Genomic DNA, 24,047 nt, shown 5'->3' with positions numbered 1-24,047 from the left:
GTTTCAAATCCCCTACCCCTTCTCAGGTTGAACTGCCGACGGTCTCGTACAACGCGGGCATGACGGCCCGCGCGAAGCGTTCCTGGTTGGCCACCGCGACGTCGGAAGCCAGGTTTCCGAACGCCGAAACGACGATGAGACCGCCGGCGTCGGTGCGCCGCACGATCTCTCGGGTCTGCTCGATGACTTCCTCGGGCGTCCCCCGCGGCTGCAACTCGGCCAGAAAGTGCGCGAACTGCTCGCGGCCGTGCTTTGCGATCGTGCGGGCGATGTTGCCGTAATACTCGTAGCCGGGGATGGCCGCCATCGCCTCATCGGCGAACCCGTAGTGGTCAATCGTCGACCGGTAGTAGGCGACGACCTGCTCGAACAGCTGGGCGGCGATGTCGCGGTCCTCGTGGCAGGCGTTGAAGATCACCACCATCGGCTTGGGCGGGTCGCCGCCGCGGTATCGGCGGTAGTGCTCGCCGTAGCGCTCGAGGTCCCCCACCGTCTGCTCCCACGGCTTCTGCAGAAAGATCATGATTCCGGCGCCCAGCCGCGCCATCACCTCGGCCGACTCCGGCGAGATCGAGGACGCGAACACCCGCCCGCGTAGCGGGGCCAGCGGCGCCGGGCGTAGCTCGACGCCGCGGATGCGCCCGGTTTCAAACGCATCCAGCAGCTCGGCGGCGTACTCGTCGAAGAGCTGCCGGGAGCGCGCCATCTCGACGCCGAAGCCGTCGAACTCCTGGCGCGCCAGACCGCGCCCCATGCCCAGGATCAGCCTTCCGCCCGAGAGGTGGTCGAGCACACACGCGTGCTCAGCCAGCCGGATCGGATCGTGCCATGGCAGGACGGAAACCATAGTGCCCAACTGCACGCGCTGGGTCCGGGCCGCGACCCAGGTCAGGAACTGCAGCGGGTCCGTCGACATCGAATAGCCGGCGAAATGGTGCTCGACCGCCCACACCGAATCAAAGCCAAGGTGCTCGGCGCGGTCGGCAAGTGCCATCTCGGTCCGCCAGACGTCGTGATCGGCCCGTCCGTCGAGATTCTGAAAGAAATGACCGTGTCCGATGCGCATCGGTCAGCCCCGTTCCCGACAGCCCTGCGATATCTGAACGATCGTAAACGTCCGGTCGGAGCGGCGCATGTGAAGCACCATAGCAGTGTTTCGAATTTTTGTGACCGATCGTTCTCGTTATTTGTTAGAGTGAGCGACGTGAGCGGTCTAGTCAGCAGCTTGGGCGTAAACCCGTCCAGCGACCTCAGCGTCTTCCTGTTCTGCGCGATCTTCACCTTCGCGGTGGTCACGATCCTCTGGGGCGTCGGCCTGATTCAGGGCAACCACTCGATGATGGACGGCTGGTACGGCTTCGCCTACGCCGTTCCGGCGTTGTTGGCGTACCTGATCGTCGGCGCCCAATCGGTCACCGCGGCGCTGCTGCTGTTCATGGTGATGCTGCACGGCGGCCGGCTGGGCTGGTATCTCGCGGCGCGCTGGCGGCGCTACGTGCCCGTGTACGGCGGCGACCCGCGCTACCTGAACTTCGTCAAGGAGATGTCCCCCGGCTACTGGTGGAAGAGTTTCTTCCGGGTGATGGAGCCCCAGGCGGTGATCATCGTGCTGATCGGCATGCCGGCCGTCGTCGGGATCCTGAAAAACCGGGCGCCCGATGGCGGCATCGGCCTGCTCGCGTTCGCCGGCCTGCTGGTGTTCATGGTCGGCCTCTACTTCGAGACGGTCGCGGACGCGCAACTGCAGGCCTTCCTTGCGCTGGATCAGCGCCCGCGCTACCTCAACACCGGAGTGTGGAAGCACAGTCGCCACCCGAACTACTTCGGGACCACCACGGTCTGGTGGGGCATGTGGCTGGTGGCCGTCGCGGGTAACCCGGCCTGCTGGTGGACGGTGGCCGGCCCGATCATCAACACGATCATGCTGACGTCGGTGCTGGGTTCGGCGTTCCAGGACAACTACATGGGCGTGCGGCCGGAGTACCAGGAGCTGATGGCCCGCACTCGCCGCTTCCTGCCGTTCCCGTTGTCGGCCGACGCCATCGCGCGCAATCAGGCCCGGCTGGCCGAGCAGCGCGCCAAGGCAACCGCCGCCTGACGTGTACGACGCCATCGTCGTGGGTGGCGGCCACCACGGCCTGACCTGCGCCACCTATCTGGCCCGCGCCGGCAAGCGCGTGGTGGTCCTGGAGCGAAACCCGTGGCTCGGAGGCATGACCTACTCGCGTGAAACTGTCTCGGAGGCACCGAGATTCGTGATGAATCCGTGCGCGGTGGACCTGCTGTTCACCAATTTGGAGCCGTCCATCATCAGCGAGCTCCGGCTGGAATCGTTTGGGCTGCACCAGGCCAGTCCCGAGCCGTGGGGCGCCTACCTCGGGCCGGAAGGCCAATCGATCGGGCTGTGGCGTTCGCTCGATCGCACGGTGGAGGAGATCCGGCGGTATTCGAAACGAGACGCCACCAAGTTCGCGCAGCTGTGCGAGATGTGGTGTGACTTCTGGTATGTGGCGGCGCCTTACCTGATGGACCACCCAACCCGGCCGCGGGTGAAGACGGTCGCGGAGCTTGGTTGGCGAGCGGTCCGCAAGCGCCGCAACCTCGCACCCGTCGCGCGCATGCTGATGGCCTCCCCGCATCAGCTCATCGAGACGATGTTCGAGTCCGACGAGGTCAAATCGCTGCTGGCGATCTACGCCTCGGGTTCGGAAGCCCCACTGCGGGAACCGGGATCGGGCGCGGTGCTGGGCGTGATCATGCTGCACATCGGATGGGGAATCAAACGCCCGGTCGGCGGCATGGCCGAGTTCACCCGCGCGCTGGCCGCATGCCTGCGCCACCACGGTGGCGAGGCCCGCACCGACGCGGCGGTCGAAGAGATCCTGGTGCGCGGCGGACAGGCGACCGGGGTGCGGCTGGTCAGCGGCGAAGTGCTGCACGCAAGCCAGGTCGTCGCGGCGGTCGACCCGATCACGCTGATGTGCAAGCTGGTCGACCCGGCCCACGTCTCCGATGAGGTGCTCGACGAGGTCCGCAACATCCGCGTCAACGGCTGGGGCATCAACAACGCCAAGATCGACGTGGCGCTATCGCGGCGCCCAAAGCTGTTGTGCGACAGGCCGGAACTGTGGGGCAGCTACATGCTGATCGGCGACAGCAAGAACTACGTCGACCGCGCGCTCGACGGCGCCATGCACGGCACGATTCCGCCCGAGACCCCGATGTGGGCGCTGATGCCCTCGGCCTTCGACCGCTCGCAGGTACCGCCGGGCAGCGCCGGCGACACCATGTACCTGTTCTGCACCGCGGTGCCGCAGTCCTTCGCCGACGGCAGCGCGTGGGCGTCGCACCGCGAACCCCTCGCCACTCAGGCGATAGGCAAGGTCGACGAGGTAGTGCCCGGTTTCGCCGACGCCGTCATCGGCAGCTGGGTCAAGAGCCCGGACGAGCTTCGGGAAATGACCCACGACGGCAGCTACGTGGTCGTCGACATGTCGCTCAATCAGATGGGTCTGAACCGCCCGACCGCGGCGCTGGCGGGCTACCGCACGCCCATTCCGGGCCTCTGGCACACCGGTGCGGGTGCGCACCCGATGGGCGGCGTGCACGGCTGGGCCGGTCGGACCACCGCGCGCACCGTCCTGAAGTCGCTGTAATCCGGTTGCGTGCGGCCCGGTTCCCGGTTACGCCGGCACCGGTACCGCAGAGGGTTCACGCATGTCGCGCAGCACCGCGCGCCGCAGCAAGACGAACACCGTGACGAACCAGCCGCCGAACAGGGTCAGTGGTATCCCAAGGATGCCGTTCCAGGCGAAGGGACCGGTCTTGAAGAAGAACAACATCTGGTCGGGCAGTAGCCCGATACACGTCATGATGCTCTGGTAACCGAACCAGCGCGGGAATACCGGGTCTTGACTCTTGTCCGCCAGCGCGACGATGGCCGCGGTGATGTACATCGGCACCACCAGGGAGACGCCGCCGATGAATTGCAGCCACGCGATGTCGTTCAGCAGGTAGGTCAGATCCGCGGACCGCTGGGCAGGGCGGAACGCGCAGATCAGCCACCAAAGCGGCGGGTAGAAAGTCAGCATCGCGTTGCTATATCCGGCCATGGTCATCGTCCGGGTGAGCGGACCATTGCGCCCCTCGAATCGAGCTACGGCATCGGCCATCGTTGCGACGAACGGCAGGAAGACCGCTGCGGACCACATGACGATGAGCAGGCCGAGGCGAATCCGCGTCAAGTCGCCTAGATAGAACTCGGTCACCTCCTGAGCCCCGGCCGAGGGCCGGTGCAGCGGGAAGTACCCCCCTACCAGCCACCAGCCGGTAAGCACCGACGCGATGTAGATGACACCGCACCAGGCGCCGATCAGCTTGGTGCGCTCGACAATTGCGTTATGCATTGGTGCCCCTTCCCGCGGGCCACGCATCGCCCGGGTGGTGTCGCATCGCTCGGTGAACTTAACGATCGTTTACGAAGTGTACACGGGCGATGGCTCATGAACGTTCGCCGCTTCAACATGCCCTGTGGCGGTCCGCCGCCGGTCCGGGAGGGGCACGTTTGCCCCCGCTTATCCGCGAATCGCTATCGCCTCGGCCCCGACCACTCGTATGCTTCGATCATGGGTGAATCCAAGCCGGGCCCACTGCCGCCCGGCCCCCCGCTGCCCCAGTCGGTGCAGACCGCGCTGCTGCTGCGCTACTGGCCGCGCTTCGTCGCCGCCTGCCGGCGCCGCTACGGCAAGGTGTTCACGATTCGGGTCGCGTCGGTGGGAACGCTGGTTTACCTGGACGATCCCGTCGATATCAAGACGGTATTTGCCGGTGATCCCGCCGTCTACCATGCCGGCGAAGCCAACTCGATCCTGGCGGGTGCGGTGGGCGAGAGCTCCGTGCTGGTGATCGACGGCGACGTGCATCGCGATCGCCGTCGGCTCATGATCGGCCCATTTCAGCGCGAGGCGGTTGCGCGGCAGACCGCGGTGATGGCCGAGGTCGCCGCCGCCAACATCGCCCGTTGGCCGGTGGGAACGGAGTTCCCGGTTGCCCCCCGAATGTCGGAGATCACCCTCGAGGTGATTCTGCGGACCGTCATCGGGGCCACCGATCCGGCCCGGCTGGCCTCGTTGCGCGAGGTGATGCCGCGGCTACTCAACCTGGGGTCGTGGGCCTCGCTGGCGATCGCCAATCCCGACCTTCAGCGCCGGCGCCCCTGGCGATACGTGCGTCGGCGCATAGACGAAGCCGACCGGCTGCTGTACGCCGAGATCGCCGACCGCCGCGCCGATCCCAACCTCGGCGCGCGCACCGACGTACTTGCGATGCTCGTGCGCGCCAGCCACGACGACGGCCGAACGATGACCGACGCTGAGCTGCGTGACCAACTCATGACACTGCTGACCGCCGGGCACGACACGACTGCGACGGCGCTGTCGTGGGCGCTGGAGCGACTCATTCGCCATCCGGACACACTCGAGAAGGCGGTACGCGCCGCCGACGCGAGCGCTGCCGGCGATCCCGCGGGCGACGAGTACCTCGACGCGATCGCGAAGGAGACGCTGCGTATCCGCCCGGTGGTATTCGACGTCGGCCGAGTCCTGACCCAGCCCGTCGACCTCGCGGGCTACCGCCTGCCCGCCGGGGTCATGGTCGCTCCGGGCATCGGCCTGGTGCACAGCAGCGCCAAGCAGTACCCCGATCCGGACCGGTTCGACCCGGATCGGATGCTCGGCGTCACCCTCAGTCCCACCACCTGGCTGCCGTTCGGCGGCGGCAATCGCCGCTGCCTCGGTGCGACGTTCGCGATGGCCGAGATGCGGGTCGTGCTGCGCGAGGTGCTGCGCCGCGTCGAGTTGAAGACCACCACGGCCAAAGGCGAACGACAGAAGGTTAAGCACGTCGTCCTGGTGCCGCACCACGGCGCGCGCATCTGTGTCCAGGCCAGGCGACCCGCCGTGACGGCATCGCCCGCAGCCGCCCGGCTGCCCGAGTGCCCGGTCACAACCCGCGGCACGGCGGCCTCGCCCACCTCGACAGGCGGCTAAGTCAGCCCGAGGCCGCCGAACGAATCAGGTTGCGCGCGGCGCGATTTCCGAATTCCACCGCGGTGTTCTGCCCGGCGGCCGACATGAAATCGGCCGCGTACTGCACCGGCGACGCCGGATCGAGTTGAGCGTTGAGCCGCCCGATGTCCTGGTAGGCGCCGATACGAGTGAACGGCAACGCCCGCCGCCACCGGGTCACGTGGGTGAACTCGACGGTGTGGCGCAATTCGGGGAATACCTTGAAGACCGTCGCCAACGTGTGCTCAACGACCTGCTCGTCGGGCGCCTCGATCATTCGCTCGGACGCGCCGGTCTCCCACAGGCAGCTCAGCAAGCCGTGTCCGGCGGGCGCCCGATCCGGAGCCTTGTGGTGATCGAGGAACATCAGCGCGATGTCGGGGTTCTCCACTGACGGGAACATCAGGAGAAACGCGGGGCAGTCAGGTGGCCTGGTGGTTCCGACCGCGACGCTGACGCATTGGGTATAGCCCAGGCTGTTCGCAAGCGGGCTAAGGATGCCGCGATCGTCGACGCAGATCGCCGCCGCCTCGGGCAGCGGACAAGTGACGACGCAGACGTCGTACTCCGAGGTCGTTCCGGAATGGCTGACCCGGACGCGGTTTTCGGTGCGCCGCACCTCGGTGACCGGTGTCTGCAGGTGCACCTTGAGGCGGTCGGCCAGCGCCTCGGGCATCCTGCCCTGGCCACCGGCAACGGCAAGGATCTTGGCAGTGAAGATGTTGCTGATCCCGGAGAACAACTCCACCTTGGACACCTTGTCGGAGTCGGCGATCAGCATGGTGCGCACAATCGGCTCGCACAGGTAACTATCGAGCTCGGCCGACAGCGCGCGCGTCGCATACGCGCGAGCGCTCTCGGTGTCGATCGGCGCGGCCTTGCGCATGTCGGCGTAGTCCAGCCGGCCGCGCGCTTTTGCCAGCGCCACGTCGAGCGCCAATCGCGGGACGCGCAGCTTGGCGCCCAACGACAGTACGCCGGTCTTCATCCCAGATCGCACCATGTGGTCCATGTCGAGTAGGTGCGTCGCCCCCGCCCGACGGATGGCGATATATGGTGCGGTGCCTCGGGTTTCGATGCCGAGCTCGCGTGCCAGCGCCAGGTAGCCGTGGTACGTCGATCCGAGCGCCGACGCGCCGGTGTCGATCGCGTAGCCGTCACGCCGCACCGTCTGCACCCGGCCACCCGGCGAATTGGTCGCTTCGAAGACATCGACCTGCCAGCCAGCCTGCTGGAGCCGATAGCCGGCCGTCAGCCCGGCGATTCCCGCTCCCACGATGGCTGCGCGCATCCTCACGCCGCCTTGCGTCGACAGCATTTCGCATCCTCCCGGTCGCCCGCAGTGCCCCGAGCCGACGAATATCGAGACGCGTAAACGATCGTTACCGTTCGCATCGACACACTACCTCTTGGAGCGCGCTTTTGGCTCTGATTATCACCATGCGACCGGCCAGACAGTACCGGCTTGCCGCCCGGTCAACTCACGAGTCGAGGTAAACGATGGTTGACACCGCCGATTTATAAACTTAATGTCTCAAAATAACATCCGCACGAGATTCGTAAAGCCACACGTGTCCCGACCATCGATCGTCAAACCGACCTCTCGGATCATGTTGGCCGGTAACGTCGCGCCGGGCATCCGCGCGGCGACGAACCCGCAGAGGCACCACGGCCACCGCACCCACATGAGACGCGAGGAGCTCACCCATGGCTGACGTGCAGTCGATGCTCAGCTCGGTGATCGGCGCGGGCAAGACCGCGGTTCACAAGATCGGTGCCGACGAGATTCGCCGCCTCGTCGAGAGCCAGCCCGGCATCGGTGGCGAGGTCGAAGTGGCGGTGCTCGGCGATGGCGGTGAAGTCGGCGCGTCAAGTGGCACAGTGCTGTTCGACGCCACCTTCGACACCAACCAGGCCCGTGTCACACGCGAACTGGTACTGCGGCACGCGCCAGTCAGCGACAAGCGGTTGTTTTTTGAATACGACCTGCCGAGACAGTTCCACGTCCAGCGCGCCCTATACGGCAGCGAAGTGCCGGTGCCGGAACCGCTGTGGCTCGATCCCGACGGCCGCTGGCTCGGCGCACCCGGATACGTAATGACACGCGCACGCGGCAGGGGTCAGCATCCGGCTGCCTTCATCCAGGGCCCGATCGCCGAGGCCTCACCGGCCGATCGCGAGGAGATGCTCCGCAAGGTCATGGCGGCGCTGGTCGCGATTCACAACACGGATATCGAGGCGCGCGGTCTGGAGAACTTCGTGATGAACGCGCCCGGCGCCGCTCCGCTGGAACGCTGCATCAACTGGTATTGGCAGACCTGGGAGTGGGTGCAGCTACCGCTGTTCGAGCGGTTGGTTCCGGTGCGCAGCTGGCTACTCGATCACCTTCCCGATGGCGAACCCGAGCTGATGCACGGCGACTCGACACTGCAGAACTACTTTTTCGACGGCACGCGGTTGGCCGCCGTGTTGGACTGGGAGATGTCGAGCCTCGGCCGCGCCGAGGCGGACCTCGCGCTGCAATGCGTCAGCAACCGGATATTCGCGGCCCCGCCCGAAAGCGGGCTGTTGCAGCCGCCGAGCGAAGCGGAATGGCTGGCGATGTACCGCTCCGCCGGCGGCCGCGAATTGCGCGACTTTGACTACTTCAAGAAATTCGCGGCCTACATGATCCTCGTCGCGGTCGGGGCTCTGCAGCGCAACCTGACCGAAGCCGAACAAGAGGCGCAAGCGCCGCTGTTGCAGCCGTGTTGGGAGCTCGTGGAATCGTGAGGGGAGATCGTGATGTCCACTGAAACGCACGAGAAGGCGTTCTGGGAAGAAAAGAACACATCGTTCAAAACCGCCACACCCGAGGACGACCTGCTGCATCGGCAGTTCATGGAGTCGAATCGAACACCAAGCCTGACCGAAACGCAGTATTTCGGCTTCAGCGTCCCCGAGGAAAACATCCACGCGCTGACCTATCTGTGGCATCACCCAAACCTGGGGGTCGTAAGCGGTGGGGCCTGGGTGTGGCAGGGCATCAAACGACACGTGCTGCAATCCGACCTGTTCAACTGGACTTCCTTCGCGAGCGAGGACGTCGTCGCGAAAGACTTGTGGGACTACGAGTTCGACAACGGCTATCACGTGCAGACGATCGAACCCCTCAAGAGGCATCGGCTGCGCTACACCGACGAGCTACGTCAGAACGCATTCGACATCGAGACACAGGCGCTCATGGAGCCGATGCTGCTGCAAAGCGGCAAGCACTTCGAGCAGGCGGTGCGGGCGCGCGGCGAACTCACGTTGCGCGGCAAGACCTACCAGGTGGACTGCACGCATGTCCGCGATCGGTCGTGGGGAGAAAGCCGCAGCGAACAGCACGCGCCGACGCCGCCGATCGACTGGATGACCGGAGTCTTCAACGAGAACTTCATGTTTGGTTGTACCGCGTTCGACCATCCGGATCTAGAACCCGACTGGAAGGGACACCTGCAGGTGCCTGGTGGCGATCCCACCAAGGGCGGCTGGGTTTACTGGGAGGGCTCGCTGATTCCGGTCGTTTCGACCCGCAAGCGCGTCCGCAACGACCATTCGACGCTGGCGCCGATGAACGCCGAGATGGTGATGACCGATGCGAACGGCCGCGACTACGAGATCCGCGGCGACGTCATCGCGGCCAATCGCATTCCCGTGTGGCCGAATATGGACACCTGGGTCTGCCTCGCGCGGTGGGAGTGCGACGGACAGGTCTGCCATGGCGACCTGCAGCAAGTCCAGTGGCACGACTATGTCCGGCAGTTCTTAGGCGCTCACTGATCGGAGAGACCTTTGGTTCTTGGCCTTCTCAGTTCTTCGTGATGTACTGGGCGGCCTTCGCCGAGGGTGACGGCAAGCCCATGAGCGTTGCCATCAGCTGGAGCGCAGGGTTGGTGACCAGCAGGTCTGTGCCCGCAGGAAGCTGGCCGGCGTCGATGCGCATGGTGAACATCCGATGGGCCACAACGGCGCCGCGGAAGGCCGCGAACGGCTCGTAGAAGCTTAGGTGGCGGGCCTCGCGGCCCGACAGTTCCTCATAACGAGCGATCACCGCATCGCGGTCGGGGAAGCCATCGGGCCGCGATACGCCTATGCCCTCGGTGTGCATTCGATCGAAGAAACACCACCAGCCCAGGTCGAGCTCGGGGCTGCCGAGCGTCGCCATGTCCCAGTCGAGCACCGAGAGGACCGCAAGGTCCGTCCCGAACACCATGTTGCCGAGGCGCGAGTCGCCCCAGCTGAGGACGACGGGCTCGGACTCACGCGGCAAGTGCTCGTCGAGCCAGGCGAACCCGGCCTCGATCGTGGGTGAGGGCCTGTCGCCCATCGCCCACGCGTAATAGTTTCGGTAGTAAGCGATCTGCTGCGCGATCGGTGCGGCGCCGAGCTCGGGGTAAGCCAGGAAGCCCAGGCCCCGCTCCCCCGCGTCCAGCCGGTGCAACGCCGCCAGGGCCGCGAGGCCGTTGTCGTAGAGTCGGGCGCGCTCCTCTGGCGACAACTCCAGGACCCAGCTGGCCACGGTGAACGGCGGGTCGTCGGCGGGCACGCGGCCGTACAGCCGCTCCATGACGAAGAAGGGTGCGCCGAGTATCTCGGGATCGTCGCTACCGCCGATAACACGCGGCGACGGCACCGTCGGGCAGTCTTGGAGGATCTCCAGGATCCGCCGCTGGCGATCGAGGCCGACGGGAGGGTAGAGCGTCGGCCCGCTCGGATGCAGGCGCGCGACCAGCCCGGTGTGCTGTCCGTGACTGTTGACGGCATCGAACATCAGTGTCTCGTTGGAGTAGCCGCTGCCGGTCGGAGCCTCGAGCCCCAGCACGTCGAGCGGCCCCTCGAGCTCTGTCTCCTCCGCCAGCCATCTGGCCAACCGCCGGCTGGCGGCATTGTCATCGGTCCCACTCATCGTCGATCTCCTCGTCGCGCCGGCCAACGCCCCACGGAGAACGTGAGTAAACGTTAACTGGCTAGCAGCATGGCCCATTCCGCGATCTGCGCGCAAGTGTTCTACCATTGCTGCGATGTGTCTGCGCCGGATCGCCGCGCGCATAACGATCGTTCACCACAGCATGCTAACCTACTCGGATGACACTGTCGGCTCCCTCGACTTCAAGTGCAGACGACCAGCACGCTAGCGACGTGCTCATCGACCGTGACGGCGCAGTCGGCGTCATCACGATCAACCGGCCGGCGCGACTCAACGCGGTTACCCCGGAGACTGGCGACACCCTGCGATCAGCTTTCCTCGAGTTGGAGGCCGACAGTCGCATCCGCGCTGTCGTACTCACCGGCGCCGGCCGCGGATTCTGTGCGGGCGCAGACATTTCCGGCGATGTGGGCAACGCCCGGCAGGTACTCCTGGAGGCATGGAACCCACTGGTGATGACCATGCGGTCGCTGCAGCTACCCATCATCGCGGCGATCAATGGCGTGGCGGCCGGCGCAGGGGTGTCGCTGACGCTGGCGTGCGACCTGCGCGTCGCCGCCGCGTCGGCGCGATTCGAGTTGTCGTTCGCGAAGATTGGGCTGATGCCCGATGCGGGGCTGACCTGGCTGCTCCCCCGCGTTGTCGGGCTGGGCCGAGCCAACGAAATGGCACTGCTGGGCGGGCGACTGTCGGCCGCCGAGGCACACGACTGGGGACTGGTGAACCGTCTGTCCGAGGATGGTGAGGCGCTTAGCGATGCGGTCGCGGTGGCCCGGCGTTTCGAGGAACTATCGGTGAGCGTGGCCGCCATCAAACAGGCGCACCGTCGGACCTTCGAAGCCGAGTTTGCGAGCCAGCTTGACTACGAAGCGGAGACACAGGGTTGGCTCCAGCAGCAACCCGATTTCGCCGAGGCCACCCGGGCGTTCGCCGAAAAGCGGCCACCGCGGCTGGCCGAACGCACGCCGCCGGACACGAGGAGCTGAAAGGCTGCGTTGCGCCGGTCGGGCGAATACCGGGCTCACTGAGCGAGTTGCGCTACCGTTGAGCAATGGCCAATCGTAACGACCGTTCAGAACAGATCCTGCGCACGGCGATGCACCTCTTCCACGAGCGGGGCTTCGACGGTGTCGGGGTGGATCTCATCGGCGAGAAGGCTGGCGTCTCCGGGCCGGCGATCTATCGCTATTTCAGCGGCAAGGACGAAATCCTGATGACGCTGCTGGACGAGGCGATCGACCGGGTCCTGATGTCGACGGGTGGCGAGTTCGACGACCCGCGCGAGGAGCTGGAGCACTTGGTGCGGGGTCACGTGCAGCGGGCCCTCGAGGAGCGCGAACTCATGAGCGTGTGGACCAGGGAGCGCAATTCGATTCCCAAGGCATACCGGTCGAGGTTGCGCGCCCGGATCAAGCGCTACATCGACCGGTGGGTGGATTGCCTCGATGCGTGTTACCCGAATCAGTCGCAGGACGTGCTGACCGCTGCCGTCCACGCGACCCATGGACTGATTGACTCGGTCTCGATGTGGCCCGAAAAGTCACTGCGGACGGTCGGGCTCGAAGACGTCCTCACCGGAATGGCCCTACAGGGCTTGGAGTGGTTGGGCACCGACGCGGCGCGCCCCACGTCCGGACCGAAGAGCGTTCGGCAAAAGAGACCTCGTTCGGCCTGAGGCGCACCCAGTCCCGATCTTGTGAACGTTCGTTAACTGGGATACCATTCGCGCAGAAGATGCGCTCGCAGGGGTGCCCTATTCGTCGCGGCGGCCACGGGCGAACTCGAGGAGATGCCAATGGAGCCCCTGACCAGATCACGAGTCCAAATGTTCGGCGTGTGGTGCGCCATCGGCTATCTCGCCGCCCTGTTCATCGGCTGGGGCGCGATAGCCGGGTTCTTGCCGCCGACAGCTCCGTCGGCCGACGCCGCACAGATCGCCGCGCTCTACCACGGCGACTACACGCGAATCCGCATCGGCATGCTCGTCGTCATGCTCTCCGCGCTGATCTTCATCCCGTTCGCCGCGGTGACGTCGCAGTTCATCGCTCGCATCGAGGGGAACGCCGGCGTGTTGACCTACACCTTCCTCCTCGGCGCGGCCGGCAACATGGCGCTGACCTTCTACCCCGCGATCTGGTGGTTGACCGCGGCGTTTCGTCCCGATCGCCGGGACGAGCTGATCTACCTGATGAACGACATGTCATGGTTGCAATTCCTCGGCGGCGTAACCATGTACCTGGCCATGCCGCTCTCGGTGATGGTCGCATCGCTGTGCGACAAGAGCGCGGAGCCCGCCTTCCCACGGTGGTGCGGATACACCAACGGCTGGCTGGCGTTGACCCTCCTGCCCGACCAGCTGCTGTTCTTTTTCCACAAGGGTCCGTTCGCGTGGAACGGCTTGTTCGGTATCTGGATCCCGGTCGTCGTCTTCAGCGGCTATTTCATCGTCAACTTCATCGTCTTGCGCCGAGCCGTGCTCCGCGAGCGCTTTTCCATCCCGCCGCTGCCCGCCTCGTCCGTAGCGGCAGCACACAGCGCCTGACATAACGAGTCTCCGCCGCTGGCAGAAATCTGCGTGCATAATTTTGATATCGATGATATCAATAACCGAATGGTCTCGTCGGCGCGAAGGAAGAACCTCATGCCCGAATCGCTCACCCAGAAGGTCCGGGTCGCCGGCCAATTGGGCCGGATCGGCGCGCACATCGTCAACGAGCGTTTGCGCAGGCCAAGACCCACGACCCTGGCCGAAATTCCGCCGTCGGTGGACGCGCTGACTCCTGAGTGGCTGACGGCCGCCTTGTGCCGCGCACACCCGGGCGCATGGGTGACCTCGGTTTCGACCGCATCGGGAAGCGACGGGTCGACCACCAGGCGAGTGCTGAGCATCGACTACAACGATGTGGGCCGCCGAGCCGGGCTTCCGACGTCGGTGTTCACCAAGTCGACGCCCAAGTTCACGTCGCGAGCCGTGACCGTCCCGTCTGCGGCGCTGACCTGCGAGGCCCTGTTCTACGACCGCATCCGCCCCACCCTCCACATCGAGGCGCCCCGTGGCTACTACATGGCGGTGGACAACAGATCCGGACGCTCGATGTTCCTGATGGAAGACGTGGCGAGCTCCAAGAACGCGACGTTTGGCGATCCGACGAAGCACTACATCGACCGGACGCGGGCCGAATCGATCGTCAGCACCTTGGCCACCGTCCACGGAACCCTTTGGGAGAGCCCGCGCTTCGCCGGTGACCTGGCCCTCGTCAAGGACGCATACACGTGGCAGACCGACGTCAACGGGACGATCGACTTTCCGCGCCGGACCCTGATCGGCTTCGACCGCGCGACGTCGGTCTTCCCCGCCGGGTTCCGCCGTCGGCGGGCCGAGGTCTTCCCGGCGACGATGGCCTCCCTGGCGATGCACAATTCGGCGCCCAACACGCTGCTGCATTCCGACGTGCATTCCCGCAACTGGTATCTGACACCCGACGGCGGGATGGGCCTGTACGACTGGCAGCTGATCAGTCGCGGCATTTGGGCCCTGGATGTCGCCTATGCGCTCAGTTCCGCTTTGACCGTTGAGGATCGGCGCGCGTGGGAGCGCGAGCTTATCGAGTTGTACGTCGACCGCCTGCATGCGGCGGGCGGCCCCGCGCTCTCCTTCGAGGAAGCGTGGCTGGCATACCGGCAACAGGCGTTCCACGGATTGGTGTTCTGGCTGTACACCATCGGCGCCGGCCGGCTCCAGCCGGCCATGCAACCCGACGAGGTATCGCTGGCCAACCTCGAGCGCATGACGAGCATGATCGACGACCTGGATTCGTTCGGCGCCTTGGAGCAGTCTTCGGCCGCGTCCAGACGCGTCAGGCCGAATAGTGTTGCGCGAGCCGGGCACGCCACGCCCTGATCTCTCCGACGAAGTCGTAACCATCGCGGCGCAACGCAGACCTGAAGCACAGACCGATCGCGTAGGACACGAAGATTTCGGCCTCGCGCTCGGGTTCGAGGCCGTGTCGGACCGAGCCGTCCGCCTGCCCCGCCGCGAGGTGGCCGGCGAGTTCCGCCTCGTACTGGGCGATGAGGCCGTCGAACCAGCCCGAAAAGTTCTGCAAAGCGGCAGGCGTCTCGAACGTGAGCACGATCATCGCCCGCATCGTCTCGGGTTCCCGCTCGACCGCATCCAGCAGATCGTCGAGCTGGCCCAGGACGCGATCCAAGCCCGTACCGCCCCGCTCGCGCCGCACGGCGGGAAGCAGGAGTTCGGCGAAGGTTTCGAAGACCGACTGCAGCAACGCCTCTTTGGAGCCGTAGCGGTCACGGACCATGTTGCGGCTGAATCCGGCGTTGATGCCGATCTCCACCGCGGTGGTGCGTTCGTAGCCCTGGCGGGCGAACAGCTGGATCGCCGACGCGATGAGGGCGAGCGTCGATTCCTCGACACGCTGCTGATTCGTCCTCGGGCGGCGCGTGATCGCACTGGGCACCTCAGAAGTGTACGACGATTCTGTCCGAAAACAGATATTTATCTGTTCATCGACAGATCGACGTGTTAACGTCGTCACGTGCCCGATGAACGCCCGTTAACGGCGACGAGGCCGGTGGGGCTCGGCGCGGCGGGTCCGGATCCCGACGCGGCGCAGCGGACATGGGCGAAGGTCTGGATCGTGCACGGCTTCCTGTGGCTCGCCCTGATCGCCTACTGCTGGACCATGTGGGTCGTCGGCGGCGACTTCACGCCCAACACGCTCGGTCGGGGTCAAGAGCCCACGTGGTACGTGGTCCTGGTTCGCTGCGTCGAAGTGATCTTTGGGATTCTCATCACCGGCTGGATCTTGTGGCACTTCGTGATCGGGCCGAAGCTGCGCACCGGTCGGTTCAGTTTTGACGGCCTGTTCTTCCTTGCCGGTTGGTTGATGTTCTTCCAAGAGCCCTGGATCGATTGGACCACTTACCAATTTCAGTACGCCACGACGTTCGTCAACTTCGGCAGCTGGCTGCCGCACATCCCCGGCTGGAGTTCGGGCAACGGGCAGTTGATCCCGGTGCCGATGGTGTACTTCACCGCCTACCTGTGGATGTGCGCGATGTCGGGCTACGCCGGATCCCGGTACATGACCTATCAGCGCAGAAAAGACCCATCGCGCAGCGTATTTTGGCTCATCGCGCAGACCTACCTGGTGATGATCGTCGGCGATGTCATCGTCGAGCTGATCATGACCAGGACCGGGCTGATCAGCTACTCGTCGACCATCCCGTGGCTGACGCTGTTCGCCGGCACCGATCACCAGTTCCCGCTCTACGAGCCGCTGAGCTGGCCGGGGACATTCATCATCTTGAGTTGCCTGCACTTCTTCCGCGATGACCGCGGCCGGTCGTGGCCCGAACGCGGCATCGACAAACTCGCGTTCAAACACGAAGGGGTCAAGACCTTCGCGAGGTTCTGCGCGATCGCCGGCGCGGCACAGCTGGCGATCCTGATCGCCTTCAATTTCCCCTACGGGTTCTACGCCTTGCACTCCGGTCCCATGCCCCAACCGCACATCGAACGGGCATGGCGCAACGGTGGGGTGTGTGGCCCCACGACCGCCTTCAACTGTCCCGATCCGAAGCTCCCGATCTCGCGTCAATCGGCACCGGATCGGCCGGAGCTCCTACCAGAAAGGCATCGATGACACAGCACAGCACGGCCGCGGTAGTCGGGGGCGGCATCGCCGGCATGGCTGCCGCTTACGAACTGATGAAAGCCGGTTTCCACGTCACCGTGTTGGAGACCCGCGATCGAGTGGGCGGGCGAATCTGGACGGTGCGCAAGGGCGACTTCGTGATGGACCTGGGTACCGCGGTGTATTTGGGGACCTACCGCGAGGCGGTCGCGATGATCCATGAGGTCGGCTTGACCAACGAATTCGTCGAAACTCCGGTGATTTTCGGGATGCCGCGACAAGGCAAGCAGCATTATCTCGATCTGGCAAAGCCAATCCGGGCGAGCCTGAGCACGCAGGTCATTTCGTGGCCGGCCAAGATCAAAGCGCTACGCCTGTTCGCGGATATCTTCAAGCACCGGGCGAGCCTGGGCTACGACACCGATGACGGGCTCGCCGACATCGACGACGAGACTGTCTACGACTACAGCCACCGGGTGCTCAACGAGGAGCTCGCCCGCTACCTGGCGGCACCACTGGTCAGCGGCACCTGGGTCCACGAGGATCACGACACCTCGGTGGCTTTGCTGCACTGGACGGTGCGCAACATGTTGGTCAAATCGGTGTTCAACCTGACCTCCGGTGTGGCCGGGCTGCCGACAAAACTGGCGACGCTGGTGGAAACCAGGCTCGAGCACACGGTCACCAACGTCACAGACAACGGCTCCGCCGTCGAGGTCACCTACGTGACGCCGTCATCCGGAGAACAAACCGAGACATTCGACACCGCGGTCATAGCGACGACGGCCCAACCCGCGCTGGGCATGTATCCGCAGATGGACGAGAACCACCGCAATCTCTACGAGACCGCCCGCTACCACAGATTGGGCAATGTGTCGCTTGGGTTTTCGGCGCGGCCCGACGATCCCGGAACCTTCTCGATGGTTTCCCCCTACGACGATCCGGACACCATCGCCGTCATCGCCGACCACAACAAGGCGCCGGGACGGGCGCCCGCGGGCAAGGGCCTCATCTCGGTGCTGCTGTCCCCCGCCTATCTCGACCGGACCGACGACCGCGACGACGATTATCTGATCGACCACGCGCTAGGACGGGTCAAGTACTACTACGGCAAACTTCCCGGCGACCTCGAGCAGCACGCACTTTTCCGCTGGCCGGAATCCGTTCCGGTGCTCGACAAGGGCCGGTTCAAACGAATTGCCGACTTCCGCAAGAAGATCGACCGCACTTCGCGTGTTCAATTCGCCAGCGACCTGGATCGCATCCCTGGCCTCAACGGAGGCCTCGTCAGCGGCAAAGAGGCGGCCGCGCGCGTTTCGGCCCTGTTCGCCGACAAAGTGTCTGCCGGCGTCCGCTAGGCGCGCCTCATCGGTCTCGCAAAGGAGGGAAGGACGCAATGACAACCTCGGTACTCGCGATCGCTCAGCCGCCCTGGGAGATGACCACCCCAGGCACGGCGCAGACGATCATCACCGCCGTCCTCGCGGTCGTCGCGGCGGCCTTTGTGGTTGCCGCCCTGGTCGATTGGAGACGATCCGGCTCGCCGACCTTCCTGCTCATCTTGATCGGCGGTTACGTCTGCTCGTTCAACGAAGCGACGGTGGACGTGCTGGGCCATTGCTTCTTTCCCGTCGGTGGGGTGATCGCCTATAGCGCCTTCGGGCGGCCCATTCCGGTCTGGGTGGTGCTGGCGTACGTCGTCTTCTTCGGGGGGCTGTCTTACGTGATGGCGCTGGCGTTCAAGCGCGGTGCCAGCCACCGGACCATGTGGTTGGGCATCGTCATTTTCGGCGTGCTCAACGCCATGCTGGAGCTACCGATGCTGCGCTCGGGTCTGTATGTGTATTACGGCTATCAACCCTTCGCGGTTGGTGGCTTTCCGCTCAGTTGGTTGGTGATCAACAGCCTGGGAGCGCTGTTTGGCGCCGTGGTGGTCGTCCGTCTCTCGTGGTTCTTCACCGGCGCACGGCAATCGCTGCTCGTCTTCGTGCCCTTCGCGACATATATGGCGTCTTGGGTGCTGGCGATGCCGCACTTCGCGATCACCAACACCGACTTGCCGACCGGCGTGCGGATCGCGGCGGCGCTGCTGAGCATGGCCCTCGGGGCGATCGCGATCGACGGTCTCATCCGGCTGGGAACCGGTCAGTGGCGACTACTGCCGCCGCGGCCGGAAGATACATCCGCGGAGCAGCGAACACATGCGCTCTCCCGTTAGTTTCATAACGATCGTTCATATTGATACCACCGGGGGGCTTGTGAAAGGTGGCGTTCAGCGTAGTAACAGCAGCTAGATGGCCTGTATTTCTCTGTCCTTTACTGCCCAATCCGACTGACCTAGGATTCTGATTTATGGAAACGTTCGATTACATCGTGGTGGGAGCGGGGCACAACGGGCTCTGTGCGGCGGCGACCCTCGCCGAGCAGGGCCGGTCCGTGTGTGTCGTCGAGCGACTGCCGGTACTCGGCGGTCTGTCGGCGAGCTATCCCTACCTGCAGGATGCGCCCGAGCACAAGCTGAGCATCGGGGCGATGGACGACCTCTTCATGGCACAGACCCCGCTCGCCCGCCAGATGCGACTGGCCGACTTCGGTTATGACACCGTGCCGCTCGCACACCCCTACGGCTGGATGAACGAGGACGGCGACACGTTGTTGCTGTGGGGCGATTTCGCCCGCACGCTCGAAGACATCCGCTACTTCTCCCCGAAGGACGCGCGCACCTACGAGCAGCTCCGTGGACCGATCGATTGGGTGATGGACCTCATCGACGTCCTCACCGTTCAGGACCCCTCAGCGTGGGGCAAGCTTGACTTCGCCAAGTACCTGCTGAGGCACCGACCCGATCGGGCCACCCGCCGCTTCCTGGGAAGCATGCTGTCGCTGAACGTCTTCGAGCTCATCTCGGAGACGTTCGAGTCCGACGCCATGCGTGGCCTGTGGGCCTACTGGTCGTCGATGGTGGGCCCGGCGGACTCGGTCGGCTCGGGCGCCTACTTCCTGGGCTTCGCAGGGGTGCACCGCCACCTCGGTGTCCAGCGTCCCCGCGGCGGGATGACGAACCTGGTCGAGGCGTTCAAAGGCAAGCTGGAGAGCCACGGCGGCGTCGTGCGGCTCGGCAACGGGGTCAAGCAGATACTCGTCGACGCCGGCCGCGCCACCGGAGTCCTTCTCGAAGACGGCACCGAGCTGGCCGCTCGACGCGGGGTGGTCTCAAACGCGGCCGCACAGGTCACTCTCGGCAAGCTCGTCCCGCAGGACCAACTCACCCGCGAAGACCGCACCAAAGTCGCGCTGATCCCCGCGAATTCGGTCAACGCCGCCGCATTCAAGATCGACGTCGCGACGGCGGGTCGCATCGGATACCCGAAGGCCGAAGCGGCCCGGGCCAAGCGCGACGGCGAGGACATCCGAACCACCACCTTCATGACCGGAACCCTCGAGGACCACATCGAGCAGATGTACGCGATGAAGCGAGGGGTCAACGTGGACACTCCGCCGGTCTACATGGCTATCCTGTCCGCTCCGGACCGATCGATCGCGTCGGCCGAGGGCGATGTGCTTTACCTGCATTCGAATGTTCCCGCGTACCCGAGCAACGGGTGGGACGTCAACAAAGACGCCTACACCGAACAGATCTGGAAGTCGAGCCTGCGCTTCCTCGGTGGCCTGGAGACCGAGATCGGGCGGATCGTGTCAACCCCGCAGGATCTGGAGAACCGCTTCGCCGCACCGGCGGGCGCGTACTTCCACGTCGACATGCTGGTCACGCGGATGGGCAAGAATCGTCCGGCACCCGGCCTCGGGGGTTACGACACCCCGATCAAGGCGCTCTTCCAGACCGGCGCCGGCACGCATCCGAGCGGCGGGGTGGTCGGGTGGCCGGGACGGCTGGCCGCCCAGCACGCGCTGCGTAACGAGTAGGCGTGACAAGGCAATTCGATGTGAACGAGGAGGACGGCCGATGCCGAACATGAATGTGACGGCCCAACGGCTCTGCGTATGGTGCGGCCCGATCATGATCGCCATCTGGGCATCGGCGTTCGCATTCCTCTGCCACTTCATCCCTCCCCCCAGCCCCGCCAAGTCGCGCGCGGCGCTCGTCGCCCAGTTCGGCGAGCACACCAATGTGATCCGGCTTGGCCTGGTGATCAGCCTGTTTGCCTGTGCGCTGCTGGTGCCGTTCTGCGCGGTGATCGCCGCCCAGATGCGCCGGATGGAAGGGGTGCGGTCGGTTCTCGCCGAGTCGCAGCTGGTCTCGGGCGGCCTATTGTGCGTCGAATTCCTGGTGCCCTTTGCTATCTGGCAGACCGCGCTGTACCGCCTCCACGAGTGGAGTCCCGAAATCGTCCAGATGCTCAACGACATGGCCTGGTTGATGTTCCTCGGGATCATCTCCTCGGCCTGCATCCAAGTCGCGTCGCTGGGCGTGGCAATTCTGCTCGACAAGGGCGCCAAGCCCGTCTTTCCGCGCTGGGCAGGGTACTTCAACATCTGGGTCTCGATGATCTGGGTGCCCGCAGCGATCATCCCGTTCTTCAAGACGGGCCCGCTGGCGTGGAACGGGCTGTTCGCGTGGTGGGTCCCGCTGTGCGTCTACTTCTGCTGGTTCGTCGTGATGGTCGTGCTGCTACTGCGAGCCATCCGAGACGACGAGCGTGCACAGGAACAAGCGAGCGTGAACGACTGGCTCACCGGTAACAACCCAGAACTCGCGAGGCCCGGGCTGAGCGCGACGTGACCAGCGAACCCAGGGGAACCGTTGCGGTCATCGGCGCCGGGCTGGCCGGTCTCACCGCGGCATATCGACTCCAACAACGCGGCTTTGACGTCACAGTGTTCGAGGCGCGCGACCGAGTGGGCGGCCGGGTATGGACGGTCCGCAAGGGCGACTACATCATGGATCTGGGTGCCGCCTTCTACCTCGGTACCTATCGCGAAGCGATCGACCTGATCCACGAACTCGGCCTCGGTCCGCTGTTCACCGAGGTTCCGGTGTGGGGTGTGATGCCGAAGCGGGGTGAGGCGCACCTGCTCGATTACGGCAAGCTGCTGCGCACCGGTTTGACCACCCGGGCATTGTCGGCGCGCAGCAAGCTGAAGGCCCTGAAGTTGGTCAGGCCCATGGTCAAGGCCAGGGGCAGCCTCGGCTACCACACCTACGACCAGGTCGCCCAGCTGGATACCGAGACCGTCAGCGAGTATTTCCGTCGCGAACTCAATGAGGAACTGCTCCAATGGGCCGGTCGCCCGCTGGTCAGCAGCACCTGGGTCGCCGACGACGCCGATACCTCGATCGCCTTGCTGCTCTGGACGATACGCAACATGCTCGTCAGCACGATGTACAACCTCCGCCCCGGGGTGAGCGGGCTCCCCGAGGAACTCGCCCGGCGGCTCCCCGTCCGGTTGGGGCACCCCGTGGCCAACGTCGCCAACAACGGACTGGCCGTCGAGGTCACCTTCACGCCCGATGACGGCGGCGCCCAACGAACGGAGTCCTTCGACGCCTGCGTCATCGCCACCCAAGCCCAGCACGCGCTGGCGATGTTTCCGCAGATGGACGACAACCACCGAGGGTTGTACGAAACCACCCGCTACCGCCGCCTCGGCAGCATCTGCCTCGGGCTATCGGAACGCCCCAGCGACCCCGCGACCTACTACATGGTGTCGCCCCACGAGGACCCCGACACGATCGCCGTGATCGCCGACCACGCCAAAGCACCCGGCCGCGCGCCCGAGGGCAAGGGCCTGCTGACCGTCCTGCTGTCGCATGAATACCTAGAGCGCACACTGGATCTCAGCGATGAAGAGGTGTTGGAGTACGCGATCGGCCGCGCCCGCCGCTACTACGGCGGTGTGGTGGACTCCCTCGAGGAGCACGCCGTCGCACGCTGGCCCGAATCCGTCCCGGTCATGGACAAGGGCCGGTTCGCGCGAATCGCCGATTTTCAGAAGCGCCTCGATTGGACCGCGCGAGTCCAGTTCGCGTCCGATTTGGACCGGATATCCGGGCTCAACGGCGCTTTGGTCAGCGGCCAGGAGGCCGCCGACAGAATTGTCAACTCCCTACTGGCGCCAAAAGCCAACGCGGTGTCGGCCGGCGGGGCCCAAATCAGCCGATTTGCAACTGCAGCTCCTGGAAGTGGAGTGTCCCGCACGGCCAGCCAACCGTGGGTTCGCGCAGCACCGAGTACCTAGGGATCCGACGGTTCCATTCCTCGATGATCAGGCGCAATTCCAAGCGAGCCAGGTGCGAGCCCAGGCAACGGTGCGGACCCCGGCCGAACCCGAAGTGGTTGCTTCGATTTGGGTGGATGGCGTCGGGGTCCTCGTATCGATCCGGATCACGGTTCGCGCTGCCAAGCCCAAGCCAGCACGTTGACCCGGCGGGAATCGTCACCCCGGCGACAGTGACCTCGGCCGTCGTGACCCGAGGAACGTAGGGGACGGGTGGGTCGATGCGCAAGACCTCCTCGATGAAGTGGGCGACTGCTTCGTCGTCGTCAATCACCTTGGCCCGCAGCACCGGGTCGCGGGCCAGCTCGTAGAGGGCGAACCCCGTCGCGGCGGTTACCGTGTCCAACCCGGCAAGCACGAATAAGAAGCACAGCCCGATCATTTCGTGCTCGGTCAGCGCGCCGTCGCTTGTGTCGCTGAGCAGCAGGCTCAGCAGGTCATCACCGTCGCCGCCGCGGCGATCGGCAAGGTGCCCATTCAGATAAGCCAACAGTTCGCCGGCTCGTGTCAAGGTCTCCTGCGACGGTGTGGAACCCCGCGCGGCGGAAAACTCAATAACCGAGTTCTTCCAGCCGATCAGCAGGTCCCGGTCGACAAGCGGCAGGCCGAAAAGCGTCAGGAAGACCTGCGAGGGAAACGGGACGGCGAGCGCGCTCATGACGTCGCAGCTGTCGCCGGAAACCCTGATCTGCTCGATCAGCTCGCCCACCTGCCTTCGCAACTCGGGTGCGCGCTCGGCCATCCGGCGTGGGCCGAAGAACTTGTCCAGCACTCGCCGGAAGCGGCTGTGCTCCGGCGGATCGAAGGCGATCGGCACCAAGGGAAAAGGGCTACCAAGCAGATCGAAGGCGCCCTCTGAGGAAAACACCTCCGGATTGGTGGCCGCCGCCTCAACGACGTCCGCGCCGCTGAGGAAGTACACGCCGGCGTCGGACACCGCGACCTTGCCGGACGCCAGTAGCGTGTGCCATGCCGTGTCGCGGTCGTGCGCGAAGGGCAAGGATTCCATCGCCGGCAGCGCGGGGCAGACGACCTCCATGATTTCCTCCGACCTCGAAACCTGGGTTAACCAACGTTAAATATTAGTCTTGTTTTAGTGCTGCTGTACCTAACTATCGGACACGGATCTAATTGGAA

General features: G+C 65.1%; 21 protein-coding genes. 15 read left to right on the top strand and 6 right to left on the bottom strand.

What is annotated here, in order from left to right:
- Positions 1-22: 22 nt before the first annotated feature.
- A complete protein-coding gene (locus AC5Y2S_RS19355) occupies positions 23-1,066 on the bottom strand; it encodes an LLM class flavin-dependent oxidoreductase (protein ID WP_499957703.1) in 1,044 nt (347 codons plus the stop codon).
- Positions 1,067-1,204: 138 nt separating this feature from the next.
- On the opposite strand from AC5Y2S_RS19355, the gene AC5Y2S_RS19350 reads away from it, so the two are divergent.
- On the top strand, positions 1,205-2,098 hold the full coding sequence (locus tag AC5Y2S_RS19350; protein ID WP_499957702.1) for a DUF1295 domain-containing protein: 894 nt from the start codon (positions 1,205-1,207) through the stop codon (positions 2,096-2,098).
- 1 nt (position 2,099) lies between these two features.
- The gene (locus AC5Y2S_RS19345) at positions 2,100-3,656 is read left to right on the top strand and encodes a phytoene desaturase family protein (RefSeq protein ID WP_499957700.1); all 1,557 of its coding nucleotides are present in this window, start codon (positions 2,100-2,102) and stop codon (positions 3,654-3,656) included.
- A 27-nt stretch (positions 3,657-3,683) separates the two neighbouring features.
- Here AC5Y2S_RS19345 and AC5Y2S_RS19340 read toward each other — a convergent pair whose 3' ends face one another.
- Positions 3,684-4,406, bottom strand: a complete 723-nt coding sequence (locus AC5Y2S_RS19340; protein WP_499957699.1) for a hypothetical protein — start codon at positions 4,404-4,406, stop codon at positions 3,684-3,686.
- Between the two features lie 219 nt (positions 4,407-4,625).
- Here AC5Y2S_RS19340 and AC5Y2S_RS19335 point away from each other — a divergent pair, with 219 nt between their 5' ends.
- On the top strand, positions 4,626-6,047 hold the full coding sequence (locus AC5Y2S_RS19335) for a cytochrome P450 (protein ID WP_499957697.1): 1,422 nt from the start codon (positions 4,626-4,628) through the stop codon (positions 6,045-6,047).
- A 1-nt stretch (position 6,048) separates the two neighbouring features.
- Here the strand turns inward: AC5Y2S_RS19335 and AC5Y2S_RS19330 are convergent, their stop codons facing one another.
- On the bottom strand, positions 6,049-7,383 hold the full coding sequence (locus tag AC5Y2S_RS19330) for a protoporphyrinogen/coproporphyrinogen oxidase (protein WP_499957696.1): 1,335 nt from the start codon (positions 7,381-7,383) through the stop codon (positions 6,049-6,051).
- Positions 7,384-7,790: 407 nt separating this feature from the next.
- Here AC5Y2S_RS19330 and AC5Y2S_RS19325 point away from each other — a divergent pair, with 407 nt between their 5' ends.
- Positions 7,791-8,837 (top strand): phosphotransferase family protein, encoded by a 1,047-nt coding sequence (locus AC5Y2S_RS19325; RefSeq protein WP_499957694.1) that lies wholly within the window; start codon positions 7,791-7,793, stop codon positions 8,835-8,837.
- A gap of 12 nt (positions 8,838-8,849) precedes the next feature.
- Positions 8,850-9,869 (top strand): DUF7064 domain-containing protein, encoded by a 1,020-nt coding sequence (locus tag AC5Y2S_RS19320; RefSeq protein ID WP_499957692.1) that lies wholly within the window; start codon positions 8,850-8,852, stop codon positions 9,867-9,869.
- Positions 9,870-9,897: 28 nt separating this feature from the next.
- Here the strand turns inward: AC5Y2S_RS19320 and AC5Y2S_RS19315 are convergent, their stop codons facing one another.
- Positions 9,898-10,995 (bottom strand): phosphotransferase family protein, encoded by a 1,098-nt coding sequence (locus AC5Y2S_RS19315; protein WP_499957690.1) that lies wholly within the window; start codon positions 10,993-10,995, stop codon positions 9,898-9,900.
- 233 nt (positions 10,996-11,228) lie between these two features.
- Between AC5Y2S_RS19315 and AC5Y2S_RS19310 the strand changes: the two genes are divergently transcribed.
- The 4 genes from AC5Y2S_RS19310 (at position 11,229) to AC5Y2S_RS19295 (ending at position 14,917) form a co-directional block, all read left to right on the top strand.
- Entirely contained in the window at positions 11,229-12,002 is a 774-nt protein-coding gene (locus AC5Y2S_RS19310; protein WP_499957688.1) for an enoyl-CoA hydratase/isomerase family protein, read from the top strand.
- Between the two features lie 65 nt (positions 12,003-12,067).
- Positions 12,068-12,691: a TetR/AcrR family transcriptional regulator gene (locus tag AC5Y2S_RS19305; RefSeq protein WP_499957687.1), complete on the top strand. Its 624-nt coding sequence runs from the start codon at positions 12,068-12,070 to the stop codon at positions 12,689-12,691.
- Between the two features lie 120 nt (positions 12,692-12,811).
- The gene (locus AC5Y2S_RS19300; protein ID WP_499957686.1) at positions 12,812-13,558 is read left to right on the top strand and encodes a hypothetical protein; all 747 of its coding nucleotides are present in this window, start codon (positions 12,812-12,814) and stop codon (positions 13,556-13,558) included.
- A 99-nt stretch (positions 13,559-13,657) separates the two neighbouring features.
- Positions 13,658-14,917: a phosphotransferase gene (locus AC5Y2S_RS19295; protein ID WP_499957684.1), complete on the top strand. Its 1,260-nt coding sequence runs from the start codon at positions 13,658-13,660 to the stop codon at positions 14,915-14,917.
- On the opposite strand, the gene AC5Y2S_RS19290 is transcribed toward AC5Y2S_RS19295, so the two are convergent.
- The gene (locus AC5Y2S_RS19290) at positions 14,874-15,572 is read right to left on the bottom strand and encodes a TetR/AcrR family transcriptional regulator (RefSeq protein ID WP_499957682.1); all 699 of its coding nucleotides are present in this window, start codon (positions 15,570-15,572) and stop codon (positions 14,874-14,876) included. The two genes, AC5Y2S_RS19295 and AC5Y2S_RS19290, sit on opposite strands and share 44 nt — an antisense overlap.
- On the opposite strand from AC5Y2S_RS19290, the gene AC5Y2S_RS19285 reads away from it, so the two are divergent.
- The 6 genes from AC5Y2S_RS19285 (at position 15,573) to AC5Y2S_RS19260 (ending at position 22,871) form a co-directional block, all read left to right on the top strand.
- Positions 15,573-16,682, top strand: a complete 1,110-nt coding sequence (locus AC5Y2S_RS19285; RefSeq protein ID WP_499957681.1) for a spirocyclase AveC family protein — start codon at positions 15,573-15,575, stop codon at positions 16,680-16,682.
- Positions 16,679-18,031 (top strand): protoporphyrinogen/coproporphyrinogen oxidase, encoded by a 1,353-nt coding sequence (locus tag AC5Y2S_RS19280; RefSeq protein ID WP_499957680.1) that lies wholly within the window; start codon positions 16,679-16,681, stop codon positions 18,029-18,031. Before AC5Y2S_RS19285 ends, AC5Y2S_RS19280 begins: the two co-directional genes overlap by 4 nt.
- 38 nt (positions 18,032-18,069) lie before the next feature.
- Positions 18,070-18,891: a hypothetical protein gene (locus AC5Y2S_RS19275; RefSeq protein WP_499957678.1), complete on the top strand. Its 822-nt coding sequence runs from the start codon at positions 18,070-18,072 to the stop codon at positions 18,889-18,891.
- Between the two features lie 134 nt (positions 18,892-19,025).
- The gene (locus AC5Y2S_RS19270) at positions 19,026-20,597 is read left to right on the top strand and encodes a phytoene desaturase family protein (RefSeq protein WP_499957676.1); all 1,572 of its coding nucleotides are present in this window, start codon (positions 19,026-19,028) and stop codon (positions 20,595-20,597) included.
- A 40-nt stretch (positions 20,598-20,637) separates the two neighbouring features.
- On the top strand, positions 20,638-21,414 hold the full coding sequence (locus AC5Y2S_RS19265) for a hypothetical protein (protein WP_499957674.1): 777 nt from the start codon (positions 20,638-20,640) through the stop codon (positions 21,412-21,414).
- Positions 21,411-22,871, top strand: a complete 1,461-nt coding sequence (locus tag AC5Y2S_RS19260) for a protoporphyrinogen/coproporphyrinogen oxidase (RefSeq protein WP_499957672.1) — start codon at positions 21,411-21,413, stop codon at positions 22,869-22,871. Before AC5Y2S_RS19265 ends, AC5Y2S_RS19260 begins: the two co-directional genes overlap by 4 nt.
- Here AC5Y2S_RS19260 and AC5Y2S_RS19255 read toward each other — a convergent pair.
- Positions 22,786-23,949 (bottom strand): cytochrome P450, encoded by a 1,164-nt coding sequence (locus AC5Y2S_RS19255; protein WP_499957670.1) that lies wholly within the window; start codon positions 23,947-23,949, stop codon positions 22,786-22,788. The two genes, AC5Y2S_RS19260 and AC5Y2S_RS19255, sit on opposite strands and share 86 nt — an antisense overlap.
- Positions 23,950-24,047 lie beyond the last annotated feature (98 nt).

Source organism: Mycobacterium sp. NGS69 (genome assembly GCF_059812165.1).
Note: the sequence above shows the minus strand (reverse complement) of the source record. Positions and strands in the feature narration are given on the sequence as shown.